Below are 19,244 nucleotides of genomic sequence, written 5' to 3' on the forward strand. Positions count from 1 at the left end.
GCGAGATCGGCATTTCGGGAGCGCAAACCATGAGCGTCACAGTTCGATTTTGCGGTGCGGCGCATACCGTGACCGGCTCCTGCTATCTGGTGCGAACCGATGCCGGTCATTTGCTGATCGATTGCGGCCTGTTTCAGGGCCAGAAGACGCTCAAGGAATTGAACTACGGCGTCTTCCCGTTCCATCCTTCCGACATCGATGCGGTGCTGCTGACACACGCCCATATCGATCACAGCGGGCTGCTCCCGAAGCTGGTGAAGGAAGGCTTTCGCGGACGAATCCTCGCGACCCGCGGCACCATCGATCTCTGCTCCTATATGCTGCCCGACGCGGGCAGCATCCAGGAACAGGAGGTCCTGGCGCTGAACCGCCGGAATGCCACACGCGGCCGAGCCGACGTCACGCCGATCTACACCCAGGCCGACGCGGTGGCTGCGATGCGCGCCTTCCAGGCAATCGACTACGAGACCTGGACCGATGTCATCCCCGGCGTGCGCGCCCGCTACTGGAACGCCGGCCACCTGCTCGGCTCCGCCTCGATCGAGATCGAGATCGCCGGCGAAGGTCGCGGTGGCGCCTCGCTCCGGCTGCTGGCGTCCGGCGACATCGGTCCGGACGCCAAGCTGCTGCAGCCCGATCCGCAGGCGCCGGCCGGGTTCGACTACGTCATTTCAGAATCCACCTATGGCGACCGCATCCGCGAGCGCACCACGCCTGAGCTCAGGCGCGAGCGGCTGGCCGCAGAGGTGCGCGACGCCGCGGCCGCCGATGGTGCGCTGCTGATTCCGGCTTTCGCGGTCGAGCGCACACAGGAACTGATCGTCGATCTGGTCGCGCTGATGGAGCTCGGCGCGATTCCGCCAGCTCCGATCTTCCTAGACTCGCCGCTGGCGATCCGGGCCACCGAAGTATTCCGTCAGCATGCCGCAAGCCTCGATACCAGCGTCGATGTCAGCCGCCTGCTCGCTTCGCCACATCTGCACTTCACCGAGACGGTCGACGAGAGCAAATCGATTGCAAGACTCACCGGTTTCCACATCATCATCGCCGCCAGCGGCATGTGCGATGCCGGCCGCATCCGTCATCACCTGAAGCGCTGGCTGTGGAACAATCACGCGACCGTGCTTCTGGTCGGCTATCAGGCCCACGGTACGCTCGGCCGCTTCCTGCAGGACGGCGTCAAGGCCGTGCGTATCCAAGGCGAGGAGATCAAGGTCGCCGCACGCATCCGCACGCTGGACGACTATTCCGGTCATGCCGACGGAGGCGAGATCGCACGCTGGATCTCAGCTCGCCGTCCCGTAGCCCGCGGTCTATTCCTGGTCCATGGCGAAGACGCCGCGATTTCCGGGCTCGCTGCGCGCGTCGCCGAGCGGATCCTGCCGTCGGCGAAGCTGTTCGAGCCTTTGCTCGACGATGTCTATGAACTCACAACCGCCGTGCCGACGCCGCTCGACGTCGCCCATCGGCGCCGGCTCGCGCCGGAGGCTGTCACCCGGCTCGACTGGCACAATGAGATGTCCGAGCTCATGCTCGATATCAACGCGCGGATCGAACAAGCCGCCGACGACCGTGCCCGCGGCGTGATCGTCCGGCGGCTGCGCCGCGCGCTGGCGGACTAGCGCTGGCGCGTCCCCTGCATGGGCTGATGTCCCCGGACGGCTATACCGCAGCCCCTTTTCCTGATCCAATTGTCTTCTCAGGCCAGGCACGACATTGGCCGCGACAGAACATCGGGAGGACATCACCATGAAACTGGGCGCCGCCATCGCGGAGATCATGAAGCGCGAAGGCATCGAGATCCTCACCGGCTATCCCGTCAATCATCTGATCGAATTTGCGGCGCAAGCCGACATCCGCCCGGTGATGGTGCGGCAGGAACGGATCGGACTGCACATGGCCGACGCGATCTCGCGCGTCACGTCAGGCCACAAGATCGGTGCGTTCTGCATGCAGCACGGTCCCGGCGCCGAGAACGCGATGGGCGGCGTCGCGCAGTGTTTTGGCGAGTCCGTGCCCGTGCTGGTGCTGCCGATGGGTTATGCGCGGCGGCTGTCGCAGGTCGAGCCGAACTTCAATTCATCGCAGGCGATGCGGCCATTCGCCAAATCGGCCGAGGCGATTATCCTGGCGAGCGAGGTCTGCAACGTCTTCCGTCGCGCCTTCACCAAGCTGAAGAACGGCCGCGGCGGCCCCGTGATCGTCGAGATTCCCTCCGACATGTGGAACGAGGAGGTGCCGGAACCACTGAACTACAGCCCGGTCCTGCGCACGCGCTACGGCGCTGATCCCGTCCATGTCAGGGAGGCGGCCGCACTGCTGATCGGCGCCAAGCGTCCGGTGCTCTATGCCGGCCAGGGTGTGCATTACGCGCGGGCCTGGCCGCAATTGAAGCGGCTGGCCGAACGACTCGCCATCCCCGTCACCACCAGCCTCGGCGGCAAGTCGTCATTTCCGGAGACGCACCCGCTGTCCCTCGGCTCGGGCGGGCTCGCGGTGCCGCGCGCGGTGGCGACATTCCTGAAGGACGCCGACGTGATTTTCGGCATCGGCTGCTCCTTCACCGAAACCAATTTCGGCGTCGCGATGCCGAAAGGAAAAACCATCATTCATGCCACGCTCGATCCCAATCATCTCAACAAGGACGTCGAGGCCAAGATCGGCTTGGTCGGCGATGCCGGCCTCGTGCTCGATGCACTGCTTGCGGAGATCGAGCCGCAGGTCCCATCGGATCGGGATGCATCTGCGATCGCCACCGAGATTGCGGCCATCAACAAGGGGTGGATCGAGAAGTGGTTGCCGAAGCTGACGTCCAACGACGCGCCTCTCAATCCTTATCGCGTGCTATGGGACCTTCAGCACACCGTCGATATCGAAAACACCATCATCACTCATGATGCCGGCAGTCCGCGTGACCAACTCTCCCCGTTCTGGAAGGCGACCCAGCCGCTCTCCTACCTTGGCTGGGGCAAGACCACCCAGCTCGGCTACGGACTTGGGCTCGCGATGGGGGCCAAGCTCGCCGCGCCCGACAAGCTCTGCATCAATGTCTGGGGCGACGCGGCGATCGGCTTCACCGGGATGGATTTCGAGACAGCGGTCCGCGAGCGCATCCCGATCATGTCCATTCTGCTCAACAATTTCTCGATGGCGATCGAGCTGAAGGTGATGCCAGTGTCGACCGAGAAGTACCGCTCGACCGACATTTCCGGCGACTACGCCGCAATGGCGCGCGCCTTCGGCGGCTATGGCGAGCGCGTCACCAAGCCGGACGACATCGTGCCCGCGATCATGCGCGGCGTCGCCAAGACCAAGGAAGGCATTCCCGTCTTGCTGGAGTTCATCACCAGCAAGGAGACGGAGGTGTCACGGCCGGGCACGTGAGTGGTGGGGCTACTCCGCCATCTCGATCGCCGGCGGCGGTACGGCCGGGCCGGCGAGCGGCCGCTCCTCCATCAGGATCATGCAGACGGCGGCACAGGAAAGCATCGCCGCGGCCGCACCGAAGACGTAGCGGAAGGCGTGGACCATATCGGCAGCTGCAATCCCGGTGACCGCGCCGCTCGCGCCCTCCGCCAGAGAGACGTCGGCGCCGAGCGCCATCAGCAGGATTGCACCGAAGGCGGCAACCGTGAACGAGGACATCATGGCGCGAAAGAAGTTCATGGCGCCGGTGATGGTGCCGACCTGGGCGCGAGGCACAGCGTTCTGCAGCGCGACCACGCAGATCGGAAACGGCGTCCCCAGACCGACGCCGAACACCGAAAGCAGCGCCACCAGCGTCCACAGCGAGGGCGTCATCAGCGTCATCGCCGTCGCCGCCAGCGCTGCGGTGATGGTGCCCGCGATCGCAACCCGCTTGTAGTGCTTGACCCGCGCCATGGTGCGGCCGGCAATCGCTGCGCCAAGGGTCGATATCGCCGCCAGCGGAATCAGTCCAAGACCCGCCTGGCTCGCAGAGAGATGGTAGACCACCTCGTAATACAGCGGCAGATAGACGGTGAGCCCGATCATCGCGCCGAGCGCACAGCCGCTGATCAACAGGCCAAAGGGCACGACGCGGCCGCCGATCAGGGATAACGGCAGGAACGGCTCGTCGGAGCGCTGCGCATGCCAGACGAAGCCAAGCGCCAGGGCCACGGCGGCGCCGATCATCGCCAGGATCGCTGGTGACAGCCAGGCGAGCTTATGGCCACCCCAGCTCAGGACCAGCATGAAGACGACGGCGGACGCCATCAGAAGCAGCCCCCCGAGCCAGTCGACGCTGCGCAAGCGGTGATAGGCTGGGATGCGCGCCATCTTCGGCAGCAGCAGCACCAGCGCCCCGACCGCGAGTGGCAGGTTGATCCAGAAGATCATCGACCAGTGCAGATGATCGGCGAAGAAGCCCCCGATCACGGGCCCCAACAGGCCGGCCACCATCCAGACCGCGCTGAAATAGGCCTGATATTGGCCGCGCTCGCGCGGACTGATCACGTCCGAGATCACCGTCTGCACCACCGGCATGATGCCGCCGCCGCCGAGCCCCTGCAGGCCGCGGGCAAGCACCAGGACAGTCATGTTGGGCGCCAGCGCGCAAAGCACCGATCCCGCGATGAACAGGCTGAGCGAGGTGATGATCATGGCGCGGCGGCCATAGATGTCGCTCAAGGTGCCGAACACAGGGGCCACCGCCGTGGAGGCCAAGAGATACGCGGTGATCACCCAGGAGAGGTTCTCGACATCGTGGAACTCACGACCGATGGTCGGCAGCGCCGTCGCCACGATGGTCTGGTCAAGCGCGGCCAGGAACATCGTGAGCAGAAGGCTCATCAGGATGGTGCGGACCTCGGCCGGGGTCAGTGGCACCGGCGGCGCGATTGGCGGCGCGTCGGCGACCGCACGCACCTGCGGCGGCAGCGCGGGCAGCTCGGCGGCGATGTCTTCAGGCACGGAGGTGGCGGCGGCAGGGTAGCGGCTCTGCCGTTGAAACTTGTTCATGGGGAATAGTGTTGTTCGGCCAGCGAGGAGGAACCCCGCAGATTCGCTGAGTAGCCAACCATCTAAGGGATAAATTTCCCTTGCGGCAGACGCTCTTGCGCATGGGCGCATTGCGGCATCGGGCAGCCGGTCGCAGTGATGTGACTTGTTGCGTGTGCGAAACGAGGCCCCGTGAGTCGGCAGGCCCTCCTCAACCCGGAGCAGGCGGGATCTACCTGGACAGTCTATTTGGGCCGGTGCTTCAGCTTGGCGCGCTTGGGCAGCAGCACCGGCCATTGCACGATGTGGTCCTCCAGCTCGTCGACGGGGACTTGCTCCTCGGACCCTTCGACACGGCCCCGCACGGAGACGCCCGCTTCATGCACCGTCTGAGGATCCCCGGAGATCAGCGGGTGCCACCAATAGAGATCGCGCCCTTCGGCGGCCAGCCGGTAGCCGCAGCTCGGCGGCAGCCAGGTGATGGTGCGGACATTCTCAGGTGTCAGGCGAACGCAATCCGGTACCGTTTCAGAACGATTCTCATAATTTTTGCAGGCACATAGACCGGCGTCCAGAAGCCTGCACGCAATATGGGTGAAATAGATCCGGCCGGTATCTTCGTCCTCGAGCTTCTCCAGGCAGCAGCGCCCGCAGCCGTCGCACAGGCTTTCCCATTCGGCCTCGGACATCTGCTCCAAGGTCTTGGTTTTCCAGAAAAATCCCTCCTGACCGGAAGGACGTTTGAGCGGCGCGGTCATCACAGGAATCCGAGGGTCACAGCTGGCTCGGCATCTAGGGGGCCCTGCCACCAGGACGCAAGAGCGGCGTGCCGGTTCCGGGCAGAAGATGTTAGCGCTGCCCATCAAATTATGAGCGGCGCCATTGGTTTATGGCCCCTGCTCGGCTAGATAGGTTATCGAGTCATCCCCGGCGCGAAACAAGCGCCACGGGTTTGCCGCAACAGTCCCGCAAGACCCTTCGATGGCCCGGCCGGGTGGTTGAGTGCGTTCGAAGACAGCTGACCGGCTTTCGCAAAGACCAGGTATCCCGTGCGCCAGATCATTCCAGACGATTGGAAAAAGCGGCTCGACAACTGGCGACTGGATCTCGATGCGCGGTTCGATTCGGCGCTGTTCTCGTCGCTGCGCGGCGCCCGCGAGCTCTATGAGCGCTATTCGGCGTTCATGGACCGGTTCTATGTCGGCGGCTGGAAGCGCTGGGTCTTCATCGAGCCGTTCTCGGAAGCCGCCACGATCGGCCTCGGCGGGCTCGTGCTGTTGCTGGCGCTCGCGATTCCCGCGTTCCGCGAAACCGCGGACGAGGATTGGCTGAAGAAGTCCGACCTCGCGGTCACCTTCCTCGACCGCTACGGCAACCCGATCGGTAGCCGCGGCATCAAGCACAACGACTCGATCCCGCTGGAAGACTTTCCGGACAACCTGATCAAGGCGACGCTCGCGACCGAAGACCGCCGCTTCTACGACCATTTCGGCATCGATATCGCCGGTACCGCGCGCGCGCTCGTCACCAACGCCCAGGCTGGCGGCGTGCGCCAGGGCGGCTCCTCGATCACCCAGCAGCTCGCCAAGAACCTGTTCCTGTCGAACGAGCGCACCATCGAGCGCAAGATCAACGAGGCGTTCCTGGCGATCTGGCTGGAGACCCGGCTCACCAAGAACGAGATCCTCAAGCTCTATCTCGACCGCGCCTATATGGGCGGCGGCACTTTCGGCGTCGACGGCGCGGCGCATTTCTACTTCAACAAGTCGGTGCGCGACATCAACCTGGCGGAAGCCGCGATGCTGGCCGGCCTGTTCAAGGCCCCGACCAAGTTCGCGCCACACATCAACCTGCCGGCCGCCCGCGCCCGCGCCAACGTCGTGCTCGACAACCTGGTCGATGCCGGCTTCATGACCGAGGGCCAGGTGTTCGGCGCCCGCCGCAACCCGGCGTTTGCGGTCGACCGCCGCGACGAGAACTCGCCGAACTATTTCCTCGACTATGCCTTCGACGAGATGCGCAAGCTGGTCGACACCTTCCCGAAATCCTACACCGAGCGCGTCTTCGTCGTGCGCACCTCGATCGACATGAACGTGCAGCATGCCGCCGACGATGCCATCGAGAACCAGCTGCGCCAGTTCGGCCGCGACTATCACGCGACCCAGGCGGCGACCGTGGTCGCCGATCTCGACGGCGGCATCCGCGCCATGGTCGGCGGCCGCGATTACGGCGCCAGCCAGTTCAATCGCGCGGTCGACGCCTATCGGCAGCCCGGCTCGTCCTTCAAGCCCTACGTCTACACGACCGCGCTGCTGAACGGCTTCAAGCCGACCTCGACCATCGTCGACGGCCCGGTCTGCATCGGCAATTGGTGTCCGCAGAACTATGGCCATTCCTATTCCGGCACGGTGACGCTGACCCAGGCGATCACCCGCTCGATCAACGTCGTGCCGGTGAAGCTGTCGATCGAGCTTGGCAAGCCGAACGGCCCCAAGGCCGGCCGCGCCAAGATCGTCGAGGTCGCCCGCCGCTTCGGCATCAAGGCGCCGCTGCCGGACACGCCGTCGCTGCCGATCGGCTCTGACGAGGTCACCGTGGTCGAGCACGCGGTCGCCTACGCCACCTTCCCGAACAAGGGAAAGGCGGTGACGCCGCATTCGGTGCTCGAAGTGCGCACTGGCGCCGGCGACCTGGTCTGGCGCTGGGACCGCGACGGGCCGAAGCCCCGCCAGGCGATACCGGCCTCCGTCGCCGCCGACATGGCGGGGATGATGAGCCACGTGGTCAGCGAAGGCACCGCGCGCCGCGCCGCGCTCGACGGCATTCCGACCGCCGGCAAGACCGGCACCACCAATGCTTACCGCGACGCCTGGTTCGTCGGCTACACCGGCAACTTCACCTGCGCAGTCTGGTACGGCAATGACGACTATTCGCCGACCAACCGCATGACCGGCGGCTCGCTGCCGGCGCAGACCTGGCACGACATCATGACGGTCGCCCATGAGGGCGTCGAGATCAAAGAGCTAGCCGGCGTCGGCATGGGCGAGAAGCTGCCGAAAGAAGGCGCAGCCCAGGCCATGGCTTCGGCGGCGGGTGCGCCGAAGACCCTCGAGGTCAAGCCGGGACCGCCGCCGGTCTTGACCCGGCGCGGGGCCGAGATCCTGGTCCAGGTCGAGAAGATGCTCGACGACGCCGCGCGGGTTGCCGACAAGGCTGCACCGGGCGATGCGTCGAAGCCGGCCAAGCCGGTCTCGTCGAGCGCGCTCGCCTTCCCCGAAAATTATGCCGCGGCGACCGCTTCCGGCGACGCCGCGCCTGCCTCGCGCAAGAATTGACGTCAGCGATCCCGTGCGGCTGCTCCTCATCACCCTGCTTGCGCTTCTGATCGCCACTGGCGTCGGCATCGGCGCGACCTGGATGACGACGACCCGCGGCACCGAGTTCAACACGCTCACGATCGGCAGCTGGACCGCGCGCCCCAAGACCGGCACTTCCGACGTCGACCCTTATGCGCGGGCCACCATCACCCGGAATGGCGAGCTGCCGATCGGCACCGGCGATGGTGTCGCCTTCACCGCCACCACCGACGACAAGAAGAAGGCGCTGGACGGCCGCTGCGACGTCCTCGTCTCCGGGGTCACGCCGCCGGCGCGGTTCTGGACCTTGACCCTCTATGACAGGAAGGGTCATCTGGTCGCCAATGCGCTGCAACGCTACGGCTTCACCAGCCAGGAGATCGTGCGCGGCTCCGACGGCTCCTTCGAGATCCGCATCGCCTCGCGCTCGCGCTCCGGCAATTGGCTGCCGACCGGCGGCATCGAACGCTACGCGCTGATGCTGCGCCTCTACGACACGCCGGTCGGGGTTGCGACGCGCACGCAGCGCGACGCGCCGATGCCGTCGATCACGACAGTGGGATGCCCATGATCCGCCTGCTGTTCACCATTCTCGTCGGCGTGCTGCTCGGTGGTGTGGTCCATCTGGTCAGCGTGCTGGCGCTGCCGCGCATCGCCAGCCAAGACGCGTATTCGCGGCTGACGCCGATGACCGAGCTCAATGCGGTGACGCAACTGCCGTTGACCGACCCCAACACCTCGCCGATGCCGTTCATGGACCCGGCCTTCGCGGTCGCTGTCTGTCGCTACGATCTGTCCGACGGCCCGCTCAAGCTCACGGTGCCCGTGAGCCAGGCCTATACATCGGTGTCGTTCTACACCCGCAACGAGATCGCCTATTACGCGATCAACGATCGCTCCGCCGGCAAGCGCGTCATCGAGCTCGATCTGATGACCGAAGCGCAGCACAGCGACCTGCCCGAGGACGAAGAGATCACCTCGGCCGACCGCCTGATCATCGATTCGCCGACGGCGACAGGGCTGATCGTGCTGAAGGCGCTGGCGGCGGAGCCAGGATTGATGCCGCAGGCGCAGTCTTCGCTCGCCGCGGCCAAATGCGGCATCCAGAATGAGCCGCCGGCGAAAGCGGAAAAGCCGCGCGGCAAGCGCTGATATCGGGTCTGGCGCATTTGCCGTGAACGAAGGTGCCTGTTCACCATTCGTTGCATAGCTCGTCGTGACGATGAGATGTTATGGCATAAGCGTCACGCCGGTGATTGGCCCCACACCTCCTCATGCCCGTCGAAATCGAACGTAAGTTTCTGGTCAAGAACGAGACTTGGCGAGCCCAGGTCACCCATAGCGAACGATTGCGGGACGGCCTCGTCGCCCGCGAGCATGATGTGAAGGTCCGTGTTCGCTGCTATGGCGACCGCACCACGCTGTGCGTCAAGAGCAGCCGAAGGGGCGGCATCTCCCGCGAGGAATTCGAGTATGAGATTCCGCGCGAGCATGCCGCGGCGATCTTCGCCCATTGCACCGGCCGCATCCTGGAAAAGACCCGGCATTACGTGCCGGGGCAGAGCGGGATCTGGGAGGTCGACGTCTATCACGGCATTCTCGAGGGCATCGTGATCGCCGAGATCGAGCTGGAAAGCGAATCCGCGATCGTCCACCTGCCGGACTGGGTCGGCGAGGAGGTCACCGGCAATCCCCGCTACAGCAAGACCAACATGCTGGCCGAACGCTCGCCCCGCCCGCAGGCTCCCATCCGCCGTCCGTCGCTTGCCGGCGTGTGACGCCGTTTTGATGCGGGTCAAATCGAAGGCCTGTCACGCATCCTAAACACCCTCGCGTAACGTCCGCGAATTTGCGGCGTCGGGAGGAGTGTAGCGAGGATGGATTCGTCACTGGTGATGTCGCATGCGCTGCGCGCGAGGGTCATGTCGGCCGATGATGCGGCTGCGCTGGTCCCCGCCGGAGCCAATGTCGGCATGAGCGGCTTCACCGGCTCGGGCTATCCGAAGGCGGTTCCGCTGGCACTTGCCCGCAGAATAGAGGGGGCCCATGCGCGCGGAGAGCCGTTTCGCATCGGCGTCTGGACCGGCGCCTCGACGGCCCCTGAACTCGACGGTGCGCTCGCCAAGGTCAATGGCATCGAATTGCGCCTGCCCTACCAATCAGATCCGATCACGCGCGAGCGCATCAATGCCGGCAGCATGGAGTATATCGACATCCATCTCAGCCATGTCGCGCAGTTCGCCTGGTTCGGCTTCCTCGGCCATCTCGACGTTGCGGTGATCGAATGCGCCGGCGTTCTGCCGGACGGGCGACTGATCCCCTCGACCTCGATCGGAAACAACAAGACCTGGCTGGACCAGGCCGATCGCGTCATCCTGGAGGTCAATTCCTGGATGAACCCAGCGCTGCTCGGCATGCACGACGTCTATTACGGCACGCGTCTGCCGCCGCATCGCAAGCCGATCCCGATCCTCGCCCCCGGAGACCGCATCGGCGAGACCACCTATCGCTGCGATCCGGACAAGGTCATCGCCATCGTCGAGACCCATGCGCCGGACCGCAACACGACCTTTGCAGCTCCTGATGCCGTCTCCAAGGCGATCGCCGGCCATATCCTGGAGTTCTTCGCGCACGAGGTGCGGCAGGGCCGGCTGCCGCGCACCCTGCTGCCGCTGCAGTCCGGCGTCGGCAATGTCGCCAACGCCGTGATGGCAGGGCTCGACGACGGTCCCTTCCCGCATTTGACCGCCTACACCGAGGTGCTGCAGGACGGCATGCTGAACCTGATCCGGTCCGGCCGCATGGATCTGGCCTCTGCGACCGCATTGTCGCTGAGCTCCGAAGCCGCGCTCGAATTCAATCGCGAGATCGAATTCCTGCGCGACCGCATCGTGCTGCGGCCGCAGGAGATCTCCAACCATCCGGAGGTGATCCGCCGGCTCGGCGTGATCGCGATGAACGGACTGATCGAGGCCGACATCTACGGCAACGTCAATTCCACCCATGTGCGCGGCACCAGCATCATGAACGGCATCGGCGGCTCCGGCGATTTCGCCCGCAACGCCTATCTGTCGATCTTCATGACACCGTCGACGGCCAAGAACGGCACGCTGTCCTGCATCGTGCCGATGGTCACCCATGTCGATCACACTGAGCACGACGTGCAGATCCTGGTCACCGAGCACGGCCTCGCCGACCTGCGCGGCCTGTCGCCAAAACAGCGCGCGCGCGTGATCATCGACAAGACCGCGCATCCGACGTTCCGCGCGGCGCTGTCAGATTATTTCGAGCGCTCCTGCCAGTTCGCGCCCGGCAAGCACACGCCGCATCTCCTGGAGGAAGCGTTCAACGTCATCCGGCCGGTGTCGCCTGGCGACGGCCTCTAACGGCCGGCCTCGCCCGCCCCGTCATTGCGACGAGCGAAGCGACGAAGCAGTCCAGACTTACTGCTTGACTCGGGATTGCGTCGCTTCGCTCGTCGCAATGACGCCGGATAGACTATCAACCCCGCGTGGTCAACGGACGCTGGATCAGCGGGCGCGCCGCGACCGGCGGGTTTGCGGTCTGTGCCGCGAGCTCGCCGATCAGACGATCGGCGTCGGCGGCCATCGGATCGGGTGCCTGCAGCACCAGCCGCTCCAGCGCCCAGCGATAGGACGAGATGCGCTGCTCCAGGCTGAGCTGCACCCATTGCACGATCAGCGAGTTCTCCTGCATGCGCGCGATCGCATCGTCCTTCTCGCGCGGCGACAATTCGCTCATGTAGCGCATGCTGGCGTCGCGCTTGCGATCGAGGTCGATGACGCGGATCGCGGAGGCAAAGAAGGGTTCGAACCGCGTGATGTCGTCACGGACGTCGTCCATCAGCTGCGCATAGCGGGAGGAATGCGAGCGGTGCGGCTCGTCGATCAAGGCGCGACCATAGGCGGTGCGATCGAACACCACCTTCTGCCGCCATGGCGAGGGTGACGGCTGATAATCACCGAACACGCTCTTCCAGGCGGGGCGCGAATGCGGCGGCTCGATCAGCGGATAAGCGAGATCGCGGAGTTGACGCTCGGCGTCGGTGAGCTGGAACTGCGATGGCTTGATACCGACGCTGGCAGTTGCCTCCTGACCGATCCATTTGTGCATGTCGTCGTTGCGGAAATCGGCGCGGGTGCGGCCGAAATCGCCGCCGCTGCAGGCGCTGAGCATCGTGCCCGTGAGCACGAGCGCAAGAGCCGGCACGACGCGCCGGACCGGGATGAAGATGTCCGGCATTCCAAGTCTCATGATCTCAGCGGCGACGGCGGCGGCGGGTCGGGGCGGCGCCCTCGCGCGGTCCGCGATCGTCGCTGGTGTCGGCAGTTTCGCGCTCGATCCGCACGACGGGAAGGATCACGACCGTCCCCATGCCCTGCTGCTGCGGCGCGCCCCTCGCGGCGGACCGCGCGCGGCGCGCTGTGTCGGCCGGAAATTCGATGATGGTCGCCATATAGATTCTCTCTCGTGCCCCGAAGTTCTGTCCTCTCTTCATCCCCTCGTGCACGAACTTCAAAAAGGCCAAGGGGCACACGCAACTGACGAACCAGGCGCCGCATGTCGGTCTCACATCGAAGAACAGACCGCGCATCACCTCAAGATCTTGCAGAGAACCGGCGGGATCGGCGCCGCCAATCGGTCCTCGAACGAGTGCGATTAAGATCAGCACGTGGTTAACGGCATCTTAATCGGCCGCCGAGGACATGTGGCCTCTCTCCTCAGCGTTGCAGATCACCCGCGAGCGTTGCGCCTTTGTCTCACCGGGAGACTCGCGACCGGGAAATTTCGGCCGATCTTCACGAATTATTTTCCTTAACGGCCCATTAAAACAACTGCGGATAGTCTGATCGCAACGAATGCCGAAGTTGCGTACCCCGACATGACAAGATCATCGCTTTTCCTGGGCCTAGACGGGCTGATGACGCTGTCCCGCCGCGAGGGCGTCGACATCAGACCCACGCTGTTGCGCGTGTTGACCGATCTCTACGTGCAGACGAGCGCGCATTCGGCCGACGAGGAGCGGCAATTCGTCGAGCTCGCCACGCGCCTGATCGACGAAGTCGACGATACGACGCGCGCCGCAGTGTGCGCGCGCCTTGCGATCTATCCGTCGACCCCTGCCGAGATCCTGCTCAAGCTTGGACTGCGTCCGGTCATTGCGGATGAAACATTGCCGCTCGCGGGGCCAATTCCGGCCTCGCTGCTGCCAAAGCTCTCCGCGCAGCCGCGGGTTCTCGATCAGTCCCCGTCAGGGCTCGCGATGCAGCCGAAGGACGCCGCGGAGATCTGCGAGATGTTCTTCGGCGCCGGCTCCAGCGAGCGCACGGCGATGCTGCAGAGTCTCGCCACCACGCCGCTCAAGCCCGCGATGAGGATTCCCGAGCACCGCGCGTCCAAAGCGATCGAAGCGCTGGAGATGGCGGCCTTCGTCACCGATGTCGAGAATTTCACGATCGAACTCGGCGAAAGCCTGCTGCTCTCGAGCCGGATCGCGGCCCAGGTGGTCGACGACGCCACGGGCGAGCCGCTGGCCTGCGCCGCCAAGGCGCTTGGCATGCCCGGCGCCGTGTTCCAGCGCGTGCTGTTGTTCCTGAAGCCGGAGCTCGGCCAATCCGTGCAGACCGTGTTTCGGCTGTCGCGGCTCTACGATCGCCTGAGCGAGCGGGCGGCATTGATCATGCTCGCAGCCTGGCGCGGCTCCGCCGTTGCGGCGGCTGCACGGGCCAAGCATCGCCCCTCGCTCTATGACGATGAGCGGCAGCGGGGCCGTGCGACAACGCCGCGATCGCAGCCGGTCTCGACGGCGATCGTGCGCACCGGCACCGACGGATACAAGCGCTGACCGCTGCGCCGCAGGCCCGCGGCGCTAGAACCAGATCTGCATTGCCAAGCCGTGCGCATCCCGCGGCGGCTCGCCTACGGGGACGCTGCCCGCGCAATCGCGCGCAGCCAGCGCGACCGCAGCAGCATCGAGCACGTCATCGGCCTTGGCACCGGTGCCGATCCGCGTCTTGTCGACCCATTCATCGATGGCGGCAAAGCCGGCGCGCAACAGCAGCTCACGCCGCAGCAACGCCCCCTGCTCCGTATGTTTCGACGGCAGCGGCGCACCGTGCAGGCGCAGGAAGACCAGCTCCGGATGCGCCTCGCGGATGTCGAGATGGCGATGGCTTCGAACGAAGCGGTCGACCTCCATGATCTTGCGCCCGAGATGCCAGAGCTGACGCGACACACGCGTCTCACCGCGCTTCAGCGCTTCAATGTTGGCGAGATCGGGATCGTCGAACTGCTCCCACAGCCAGCGCCGCGCGCCGGTGAAGACGCGGGAGCGGTGCGGCGCGAGCTTGTCACGCGCGAGATGATCACAATCGCGCTCACCGTCGTCCGTCATGCCGATGGGGATGTCGACGGCGGCACGAGCGAAGGGGGCTGCGAGCGCGGCCGAGATGTCGGCGGGAAAGGCGACGTCGCGCCGGTCGCCCTCGATCGACACTGCGACCCAGCCGCGCGAGAAACCATCGAGTCCGACGATGCGTTGACCAGACACTTCGCCACCCACCTACCTTATGCGATCACGGATCTCGTAGCTTGCTCTGGTGCCCCTCTTTCGGAGAAGGTCTATCGTCGTTCTACAGCGCCAGTGACTGCGCCCTCTCCCCTTGCGGGAGAGGGCTACACCGACACCAGCGTCATCCGCAGTCGGGTGAGGGGTTCGTTCCACAAGCGCACCGTCTCTGCGGAGGCAGACCCCTCACCCGGCATGATCGCGCTTCGCTCGATCATGCCACCCTCTCACAAGGGGAGAGGGTACCCCGCCGCTGTGGCAAGCGCCTGCGCCGATCAAGCCGGACGCCGCGGCACGATCGCGATCGGATTGAAGGTGTACACGGCCTCGCCGTGCTGGTTATAGGCGGTCCATTTGATCCGCGCGATGCCTTGCGGCTTGCTCTGCGACGGCACGAGATCGACCACCTCGCCCTCGAGATGAAGCGTGTCTCCCGGCCGCACCGGCTTCAGCCAGCGCAGCTCGTCAACACCGGCGCCGAACAGCGGATGCGGACCAAACGGTCGAGCTTCCGCCGCAAGTCGCATCGCGATCGCGGCGGTGTGCCATCCGGAGGCGGCAAGCCCCTTCAGGATCGTCTTCTCCGCCGCTTCCTCATCGAGGTGAAACGGCTGCGGATCAAATTCGGCGGCGAAGCGCTTGATGTCGTCGCGCGACACCGTCGTCTCGCCGCTCTCGAATTTCATCCCGATCTTGAGGTCATCGAACCATTCGATCATGCAGGCCCTCGAATTGGCGCTTCGGGCGGGAGCTCAACCGAGGTTGAGCTCCTTGAAGAAGTCGTTGCCCTTGTCGTCGATGATGGTGAAGGCCGGGAAGTCGACCACCTCGATGCGCCAGATCGCTTCCATGCCGAGCTCAGGATATTCCACCACCTCAACCTTCTTGATGCAGTGCTCGGCGAGATTGGCCGCGGCACCGCCGATCGAGCCGAGATAGAAGCCGCCGTACTTCTTGCAGGCCTCGCGCACGGCCGGCGCGCGATTGCCCTTGGCGACCATCACCATCGAGCCGCCAGCGGCCTGAAACTGATCGACGAAGGAATCCATGCGACCCGCGGTGGTCGGGCCGAACGCGCCTGAGGCGTAGCCTTCCGGCGTCTTGGCCGGGCCGGCGTAGTAGATCGGATGGTTCTTGAAATAGTCCGGCAACGGCTCGCCCTTCTCCAGACGCTCGCGCAGCTTGGCATGCGCGGAATCGCGCGCGACGATCATGGTGCCGGTCAGCGACAGCCGGGTCTTGATCGGATGCTTCGACAGCGCCGCGAGGATGTCCTTCATCGGCTGGTTGAGGTCGATCTTGACGACCTCGCCGCCGAGCGCCTGCTCGACCTCCGGCAGATATTGCGCCGGATGATGCTCGAGCTCTTCCAGATAAACGCCGTCCTTGGTGATCTTGCCGAGCACCTGTCGGTCGGCCGAGCACGATACGCCGAGCCCGATCGGCAGCGAAGCGCCGTGACGCGGCATGCGGATCACGCGCACGTCGTGGCAGAAATATTTGCCGCCGAACTGCGCGCCGACACCGAGCGACTGCGTCATCTTGTGAATTTCCTGCTCCATCTCGAGATCGCGGAAGGCGTTGCCATCGGGCGATCCTTGCGTCGGCAGCGCATCAAGATAGCGCGCCGAGGCAAGCTTCACCGTCTTCATGCAGAGCTCGGCCGAGGTGCCGCCGATCACGATGGCGAGATGATAAGGCGGGCACGCCGCGGTGCCGAGCGTGAGGATCTTCTCCTTCAAGAAGGCGAGCAGGCGATCCTTGGTCAAAACCGACGGCGTGGCCTGGAACAGGAAGCTCTTGTTGGCAGAGCCGCCGCCCTTGGCCATGAACATGAACTTGTAGGCATCTTCGCCTTCGGCGTAGATCTCAGTCTGCGCCGGCATGTTGTTGGCGGTGTTCTTCTCCTCATACATCGACAGTGGCGCGACCTGCGAATAGCGCAGGTTGCGGCGCAGATAAGCGTCGCGCGCGCCTTCCGAGAGCGCCGCCTCGTCGTCGCCATCGGTGATGACGTTGCAGCCCTTCTTGCCCATGATGATCGCGGTGCCGGTATCCTGGCACATCGGCAGCACGCCGCCAGCAGCGATATTGGCGTTCTTCAGAAAATCCAGCGCGACGAACTTGTCGTTCGGGCTGGCCTCGGGGTCGTCGAGGATCGCGCGCAGCTGCTTCAGATGGCCGGGACGCAGATAATGATTGATCTCGCCGAAGGCGGCTTCCGACAGCGCCCGCAGCGCCTCGCGCGACACCACCAGCATGTCGCGGCCCAGCACCTTCTCGACCCGCACGCCCTCAGCCGTGATCTTCTTGTAGGGCGTGGTGTCGGCCCCCAGCGGAAACAGCGGCGTATGCTTGTAGGGCGGGACGGGCTTGGACTGGTCGGGGAAAGCGGTGGGCGCGTTCATGGGAAACTCGTGGGTTGAAGGGCCGGAAAACGCCTGTCCGAGGCACCCGGCGATAGAGCCGTTCTAAGCCCTTTTGGTGGAAAAGGAAGCTGCTGGGCCACGAATGGGACCTATGTGATCTCCTGCCGTTTGCAGCACGAAAATCGCGCGTGGGCGAAAGCCGCAGATAACCCTCCCGCTTGGCCCTTGACAGCTCTGATAACCTTCACCGCGAGAGCTGATCGAGACATGCCCTGATAGGGCGCTACGGAGGATCACATGGCAACTTTCGTCCTCATTCCAGGCGGTTGGCGCGGCGGCTGGTGGTATGAGCCACTCGCGGCGCGGCTCAAGCAGGCCGGCCATGTGGCCCACGCGCTCACCTTGAGCGGGCTTGAGGAAACGCCCGCCCGTGCCGCCTGCATCAATCTGGAAACGCATATCGCGGACGTGCTGAAGCTGTTGTCGGTCGAAGACCTGTCCGAGGTCATTCTCTGCGCGCACAGCTATGGCGGCATGGTCGCGTCGGGGGTTGCGGACCGCGCGCCCGAGCGGCTCGCAGCCCTTGTCTACCTCGATGCGTTCGCTCCCGAGAATGGTCAGGCCTGGTGGGATTTGGCCGGCGACGATTATCGTCGGCTGGTGATCGCGCAAGCCGGCCATGACGGGCTGACCGTGCTGCCACGCGACGGGGTCGATCCGCGCTGCCGGCCGCATCCGCTCGGCGCCTTCGTGCAAAGCCTTCGTCTCACGCGCTCACCGCCGCAGCTCGCTCGCGTCTTCGTCTATGCCACCGGCTGGAGCGCGACACCCTTTACTGCGCAATATGAGCGGCTGCGCACTGATCCTGCCTGGACCGTGCGCACCATCGCCTGCGCCCACGATCTGGTCCACCACGCGCTTGATGAGACCGTCCAGGTGCTGATCGACGTCACGCGTGACCTTGTCCCGCTGTGATGTGGCTTACGGAGCGCGTTTGTCACACTTCCCCCGATCATGCACGGCGATGAAGGATCGGCGCTTGCATGCGCTTTGGGCGCACGCTTCAATGGCGCGGGGGTATTGATGATGATGTTGAAGATCATATTGCGTGCGGCCGTATTTTGCGCCCTGTCCGCGTCGGCGGCATTGGTCGCCGCCACGCCCGCGCGAGCCGATCGTTGCGACGATCTCGTCAAGGAGCTGAAGAATCAGATCGACGGTTTGCGGATCGGCCAGACCGCAGCCGGAACAGTTTACCTCGCCCATCCCAAAGCCCGCGAGATCACGCTCGGCTGCTCAGCCAAGAATTTCAGCAACCAGCTGTTCGCAAAATCCGACCGCAAGCCGCCGCCGGCCTTCATCGACCTGATTGCCGGCACCGCCGCGATCATCTTCACGCTGCCGAAGGACGACATGGAGCGCGGGGCCAAGCGCTGCTTCAGCCGCCTCGGGCTGTTCCGCGGCGACGACGTCACCAGCCGCTACCGCCGCCTCGAGATGCGCTGCGCCCGAACCAAGACCGAGTCGACGATCACGATCACCCGCAGCAAGGACCAATAGGTGCGGCGCCTCACGGCTGATTGCCGCGGCCGCAGGACTGGGGGTCTTTCTGCGACCGGGTCAGGCCCCCGTTCACCATTCGCGGCCGCACCACCAATTGCAGACAATTTGACCGATTGGATTGACGGAACCTTCGCTGACGGGGGTCACGCTTGGCACAAACAAGCGAGGAGCCGGACCATGTCCGTTTCGACCCTATCACCACCCGCCTCGCCGCCGCCGCAGCAACAGCCGCAGCCGTCGGTCAACGCCGAGGCGAACAAAGCGCAGACGCAACAGGCCCAGGCCACACAGACCACGGCCCCAAGGGCAGAGAAGACCGGCGACGAAACCGAAGCTGAGAAGCAGGCGTCCCGCCCGCCGCTACCGCCGGGACAGGGCACGCGCGTCGACATCCTGGCCTGAGCGATA

The 19,244-nt window shown here is 65.0% G+C and carries 18 protein-coding genes; 11 read left to right on the plus strand and 7 right to left on the minus strand.

From position 1 onward, the window contains the following. The first annotated feature begins 29 nt into the window (after nucleotides 1-29). On the plus strand, nucleotides 30-1,622 hold the full coding sequence (locus ACQR1W_RS30645; protein ID WP_434854255.1) for an MBL fold metallo-hydrolase: 1,593 nt from the start codon (nucleotides 30-32) through the stop codon (nucleotides 1,620-1,622). Nucleotides 1,623-1,716: 94 nt separating this feature from the next. Next, nucleotides 1,717-3,384: a thiamine pyrophosphate-requiring protein gene (locus tag ACQR1W_RS30650; RefSeq protein ID WP_434854256.1), complete on the plus strand. Its 1,668-nt coding sequence runs from the start codon at nucleotides 1,717-1,719 to the stop codon at nucleotides 3,382-3,384. Between the two features lie 9 nt (nucleotides 3,385-3,393). Here ACQR1W_RS30650 and ACQR1W_RS30655 read toward each other — a convergent pair whose 3' ends face one another. Next, a complete protein-coding gene (locus tag ACQR1W_RS30655; protein WP_434854257.1) occupies nucleotides 3,394-4,980 on the minus strand; it encodes an MDR family MFS transporter in 1,587 nt (528 codons plus the stop codon). Between the two features lie 224 nt (nucleotides 4,981-5,204). Next, nucleotides 5,205-5,717: a YcgN family cysteine cluster protein gene (locus ACQR1W_RS30660; RefSeq protein ID WP_008974354.1), complete on the minus strand. Its 513-nt coding sequence runs from the start codon at nucleotides 5,715-5,717 to the stop codon at nucleotides 5,205-5,207. A gap of 291 nt (nucleotides 5,718-6,008) precedes the next feature. Here ACQR1W_RS30660 and ACQR1W_RS30665 point away from each other — a divergent pair, with 291 nt between their 5' ends. The 5 genes from ACQR1W_RS30665 to ACQR1W_RS30685 all read left to right on the plus strand — a co-directional run bounded on the left by ACQR1W_RS30665 (nucleotide 6,009) and on the right by ACQR1W_RS30685 (nucleotide 11,701). After that, entirely contained in the window at nucleotides 6,009-8,294 is a 2,286-nt protein-coding gene (locus tag ACQR1W_RS30665) for a transglycosylase domain-containing protein (RefSeq protein ID WP_434854258.1), read from the plus strand. Nucleotides 8,295-8,307: 13 nt separating this feature from the next. Continuing rightward, a complete protein-coding gene (locus ACQR1W_RS30670; protein WP_434854259.1) occupies nucleotides 8,308-8,886 on the plus strand; it encodes a DUF1214 domain-containing protein in 579 nt (192 codons plus the stop codon). Continuing rightward, nucleotides 8,883-9,467: a DUF1254 domain-containing protein gene (locus tag ACQR1W_RS30675; protein WP_434854307.1), complete on the plus strand. Its 585-nt coding sequence runs from the start codon at nucleotides 8,883-8,885 to the stop codon at nucleotides 9,465-9,467. Before ACQR1W_RS30670 ends, ACQR1W_RS30675 begins: the two co-directional genes overlap by 4 nt. Nucleotides 9,468-9,589: 122 nt before the next feature. Next, on the plus strand, nucleotides 9,590-10,093 hold the full coding sequence (locus ACQR1W_RS30680) for a CYTH domain-containing protein (RefSeq protein WP_434854260.1): 504 nt from the start codon (nucleotides 9,590-9,592) through the stop codon (nucleotides 10,091-10,093). A gap of 99 nt (nucleotides 10,094-10,192) precedes the next feature. Beyond that, nucleotides 10,193-11,701: an acetyl-CoA hydrolase/transferase family protein gene (locus ACQR1W_RS30685; RefSeq protein ID WP_434854261.1), complete on the plus strand. Its 1,509-nt coding sequence runs from the start codon at nucleotides 10,193-10,195 to the stop codon at nucleotides 11,699-11,701. A 115-nt stretch (nucleotides 11,702-11,816) separates the two neighbouring features. Here the strand turns inward: ACQR1W_RS30685 and ACQR1W_RS30690 are convergent, their stop codons facing one another. Both ACQR1W_RS30690 and ACQR1W_RS30695 read right to left on the minus strand, forming a co-directional pair. Beyond that, complete coding sequence (locus ACQR1W_RS30690; protein ID WP_434854262.1) at nucleotides 11,817-12,578, minus strand: hypothetical protein; 762 nt, start codon at nucleotides 12,576-12,578, stop codon at nucleotides 11,817-11,819. A gap of 16 nt (nucleotides 12,579-12,594) precedes the next feature. Then, nucleotides 12,595-12,792 (minus strand): hypothetical protein, encoded by a 198-nt coding sequence (locus tag ACQR1W_RS30695; protein WP_008974347.1) that lies wholly within the window; start codon nucleotides 12,790-12,792, stop codon nucleotides 12,595-12,597. A 426-nt stretch (nucleotides 12,793-13,218) separates the two neighbouring features. Between ACQR1W_RS30695 and ACQR1W_RS30700 the strand changes: the two genes are divergently transcribed. After that, on the plus strand, nucleotides 13,219-14,181 hold the full coding sequence (locus tag ACQR1W_RS30700; protein WP_434854263.1) for a DUF2336 domain-containing protein: 963 nt from the start codon (nucleotides 13,219-13,221) through the stop codon (nucleotides 14,179-14,181). Nucleotides 14,182-14,205: 24 nt separating this feature from the next. Here the strand turns inward: ACQR1W_RS30700 and ACQR1W_RS30705 are convergent, their stop codons facing one another. From ACQR1W_RS30705 to ACQR1W_RS30715, 3 genes are all read right to left on the minus strand, one after another. Continuing rightward, the gene (locus tag ACQR1W_RS30705) at nucleotides 14,206-14,886 is read right to left on the minus strand and encodes a DUF429 domain-containing protein (RefSeq protein WP_434854264.1); all 681 of its coding nucleotides are present in this window, start codon (nucleotides 14,884-14,886) and stop codon (nucleotides 14,206-14,208) included. 293 nt (nucleotides 14,887-15,179) lie between these two features. Beyond that, nucleotides 15,180-15,623 carry a MaoC family dehydratase gene (locus ACQR1W_RS30710; protein ID WP_434854265.1) on the minus strand — a complete coding sequence of 148 codons (444 nt, stop codon included), beginning with the start codon at nucleotides 15,621-15,623 and terminating at the stop codon, nucleotides 15,180-15,182. A 33-nt stretch (nucleotides 15,624-15,656) separates the two neighbouring features. Then, nucleotides 15,657-17,312: a fumarate hydratase gene (locus ACQR1W_RS30715; protein WP_434854266.1), complete on the minus strand. Its 1,656-nt coding sequence runs from the start codon at nucleotides 17,310-17,312 to the stop codon at nucleotides 15,657-15,659. A 258-nt stretch (nucleotides 17,313-17,570) separates the two neighbouring features. On the opposite strand from ACQR1W_RS30715, the gene ACQR1W_RS30720 reads away from it, so the two are divergent. From ACQR1W_RS30720 to ACQR1W_RS30730, 3 genes are all read left to right on the plus strand, one after another. After that, nucleotides 17,571-18,248: an alpha/beta fold hydrolase gene (locus ACQR1W_RS30720; protein WP_434854267.1), complete on the plus strand. Its 678-nt coding sequence runs from the start codon at nucleotides 17,571-17,573 to the stop codon at nucleotides 18,246-18,248. A 111-nt stretch (nucleotides 18,249-18,359) separates the two neighbouring features. Next, nucleotides 18,360-18,833 (plus strand): hypothetical protein, encoded by a 474-nt coding sequence (locus tag ACQR1W_RS30725; RefSeq protein ID WP_434854308.1) that lies wholly within the window; start codon nucleotides 18,360-18,362, stop codon nucleotides 18,831-18,833. A 180-nt stretch (nucleotides 18,834-19,013) separates the two neighbouring features. Next, nucleotides 19,014-19,238 carry a hypothetical protein gene (locus ACQR1W_RS30730; RefSeq protein ID WP_434854268.1) on the plus strand — a complete coding sequence of 75 codons (225 nt, stop codon included), beginning with the start codon at nucleotides 19,014-19,016 and terminating at the stop codon, nucleotides 19,236-19,238. Nucleotides 19,239-19,244 lie beyond the last annotated feature (6 nt).

It is taken from the genome of Bradyrhizobium sp. HKCCYLS1011 (assembly GCF_051167795.1).
Classification (GTDB): domain Bacteria; phylum Pseudomonadota; class Alphaproteobacteria; order Rhizobiales; family Xanthobacteraceae; genus Bradyrhizobium.

Bases quoted from the DNA above. Each gene is read 5' to 3' on its own strand.
- ACQR1W_RS30675 (WP_434854307.1), top strand. From the start codon at position 8,883: ATGATCCGCCTGCTGTTCACCATTCTCGTCGGCGTGCTGCTCGGTGGT.
- ACQR1W_RS30710 (WP_434854265.1), bottom strand. From the start codon at position 15,623: ATGATCGAATGGTTCGATGACCTCAAGATCGGGATGAAATTCGAGAGC.
- ACQR1W_RS30680 (WP_434854260.1), top strand. From the start codon at position 9,590: ATGCCCGTCGAAATCGAACGTAAGTTTCTGGTCAAGAACGAGACTTGG.
- ACQR1W_RS30660 (WP_008974354.1), bottom strand. From the start codon at position 5,717: ATGACCGCGCCGCTCAAACGTCCTTCCGGTCAGGAGGGATTTTTCTGG.
- ACQR1W_RS30655 (WP_434854257.1), bottom strand. From the start codon at position 4,980: ATGAACAAGTTTCAACGGCAGAGCCGCTACCCTGCCGCCGCCACCTCC.
- ACQR1W_RS30720 (WP_434854267.1), top strand. From the start codon at position 17,571: ATGGCAACTTTCGTCCTCATTCCAGGCGGTTGGCGCGGCGGCTGGTGG.
- ACQR1W_RS30715 (WP_434854266.1), bottom strand. From the start codon at position 17,312: ATGAACGCGCCCACCGCTTTCCCCGACCAGTCCAAGCCCGTCCCGCCC.
- ACQR1W_RS30645 (WP_434854255.1), top strand. From the start codon at position 30: ATGAGCGTCACAGTTCGATTTTGCGGTGCGGCGCATACCGTGACCGGC.
- ACQR1W_RS30700 (WP_434854263.1), top strand. From the start codon at position 13,219: ATGACAAGATCATCGCTTTTCCTGGGCCTAGACGGGCTGATGACGCTG.
- ACQR1W_RS30690 (WP_434854262.1), bottom strand. From the start codon at position 12,578: ATGCCGGACATCTTCATCCCGGTCCGGCGCGTCGTGCCGGCTCTTGCG.
- ACQR1W_RS30725 (WP_434854308.1), top strand. From the start codon at position 18,360: ATGATGTTGAAGATCATATTGCGTGCGGCCGTATTTTGCGCCCTGTCC.
- ACQR1W_RS30685 (WP_434854261.1), top strand. From the start codon at position 10,193: ATGGATTCGTCACTGGTGATGTCGCATGCGCTGCGCGCGAGGGTCATG.
- ACQR1W_RS30730 (WP_434854268.1), top strand. From the start codon at position 19,014: ATGTCCGTTTCGACCCTATCACCACCCGCCTCGCCGCCGCCGCAGCAA.
- ACQR1W_RS30695 (WP_008974347.1), bottom strand. From the start codon at position 12,792: ATGGCGACCATCATCGAATTTCCGGCCGACACAGCGCGCCGCGCGCGG.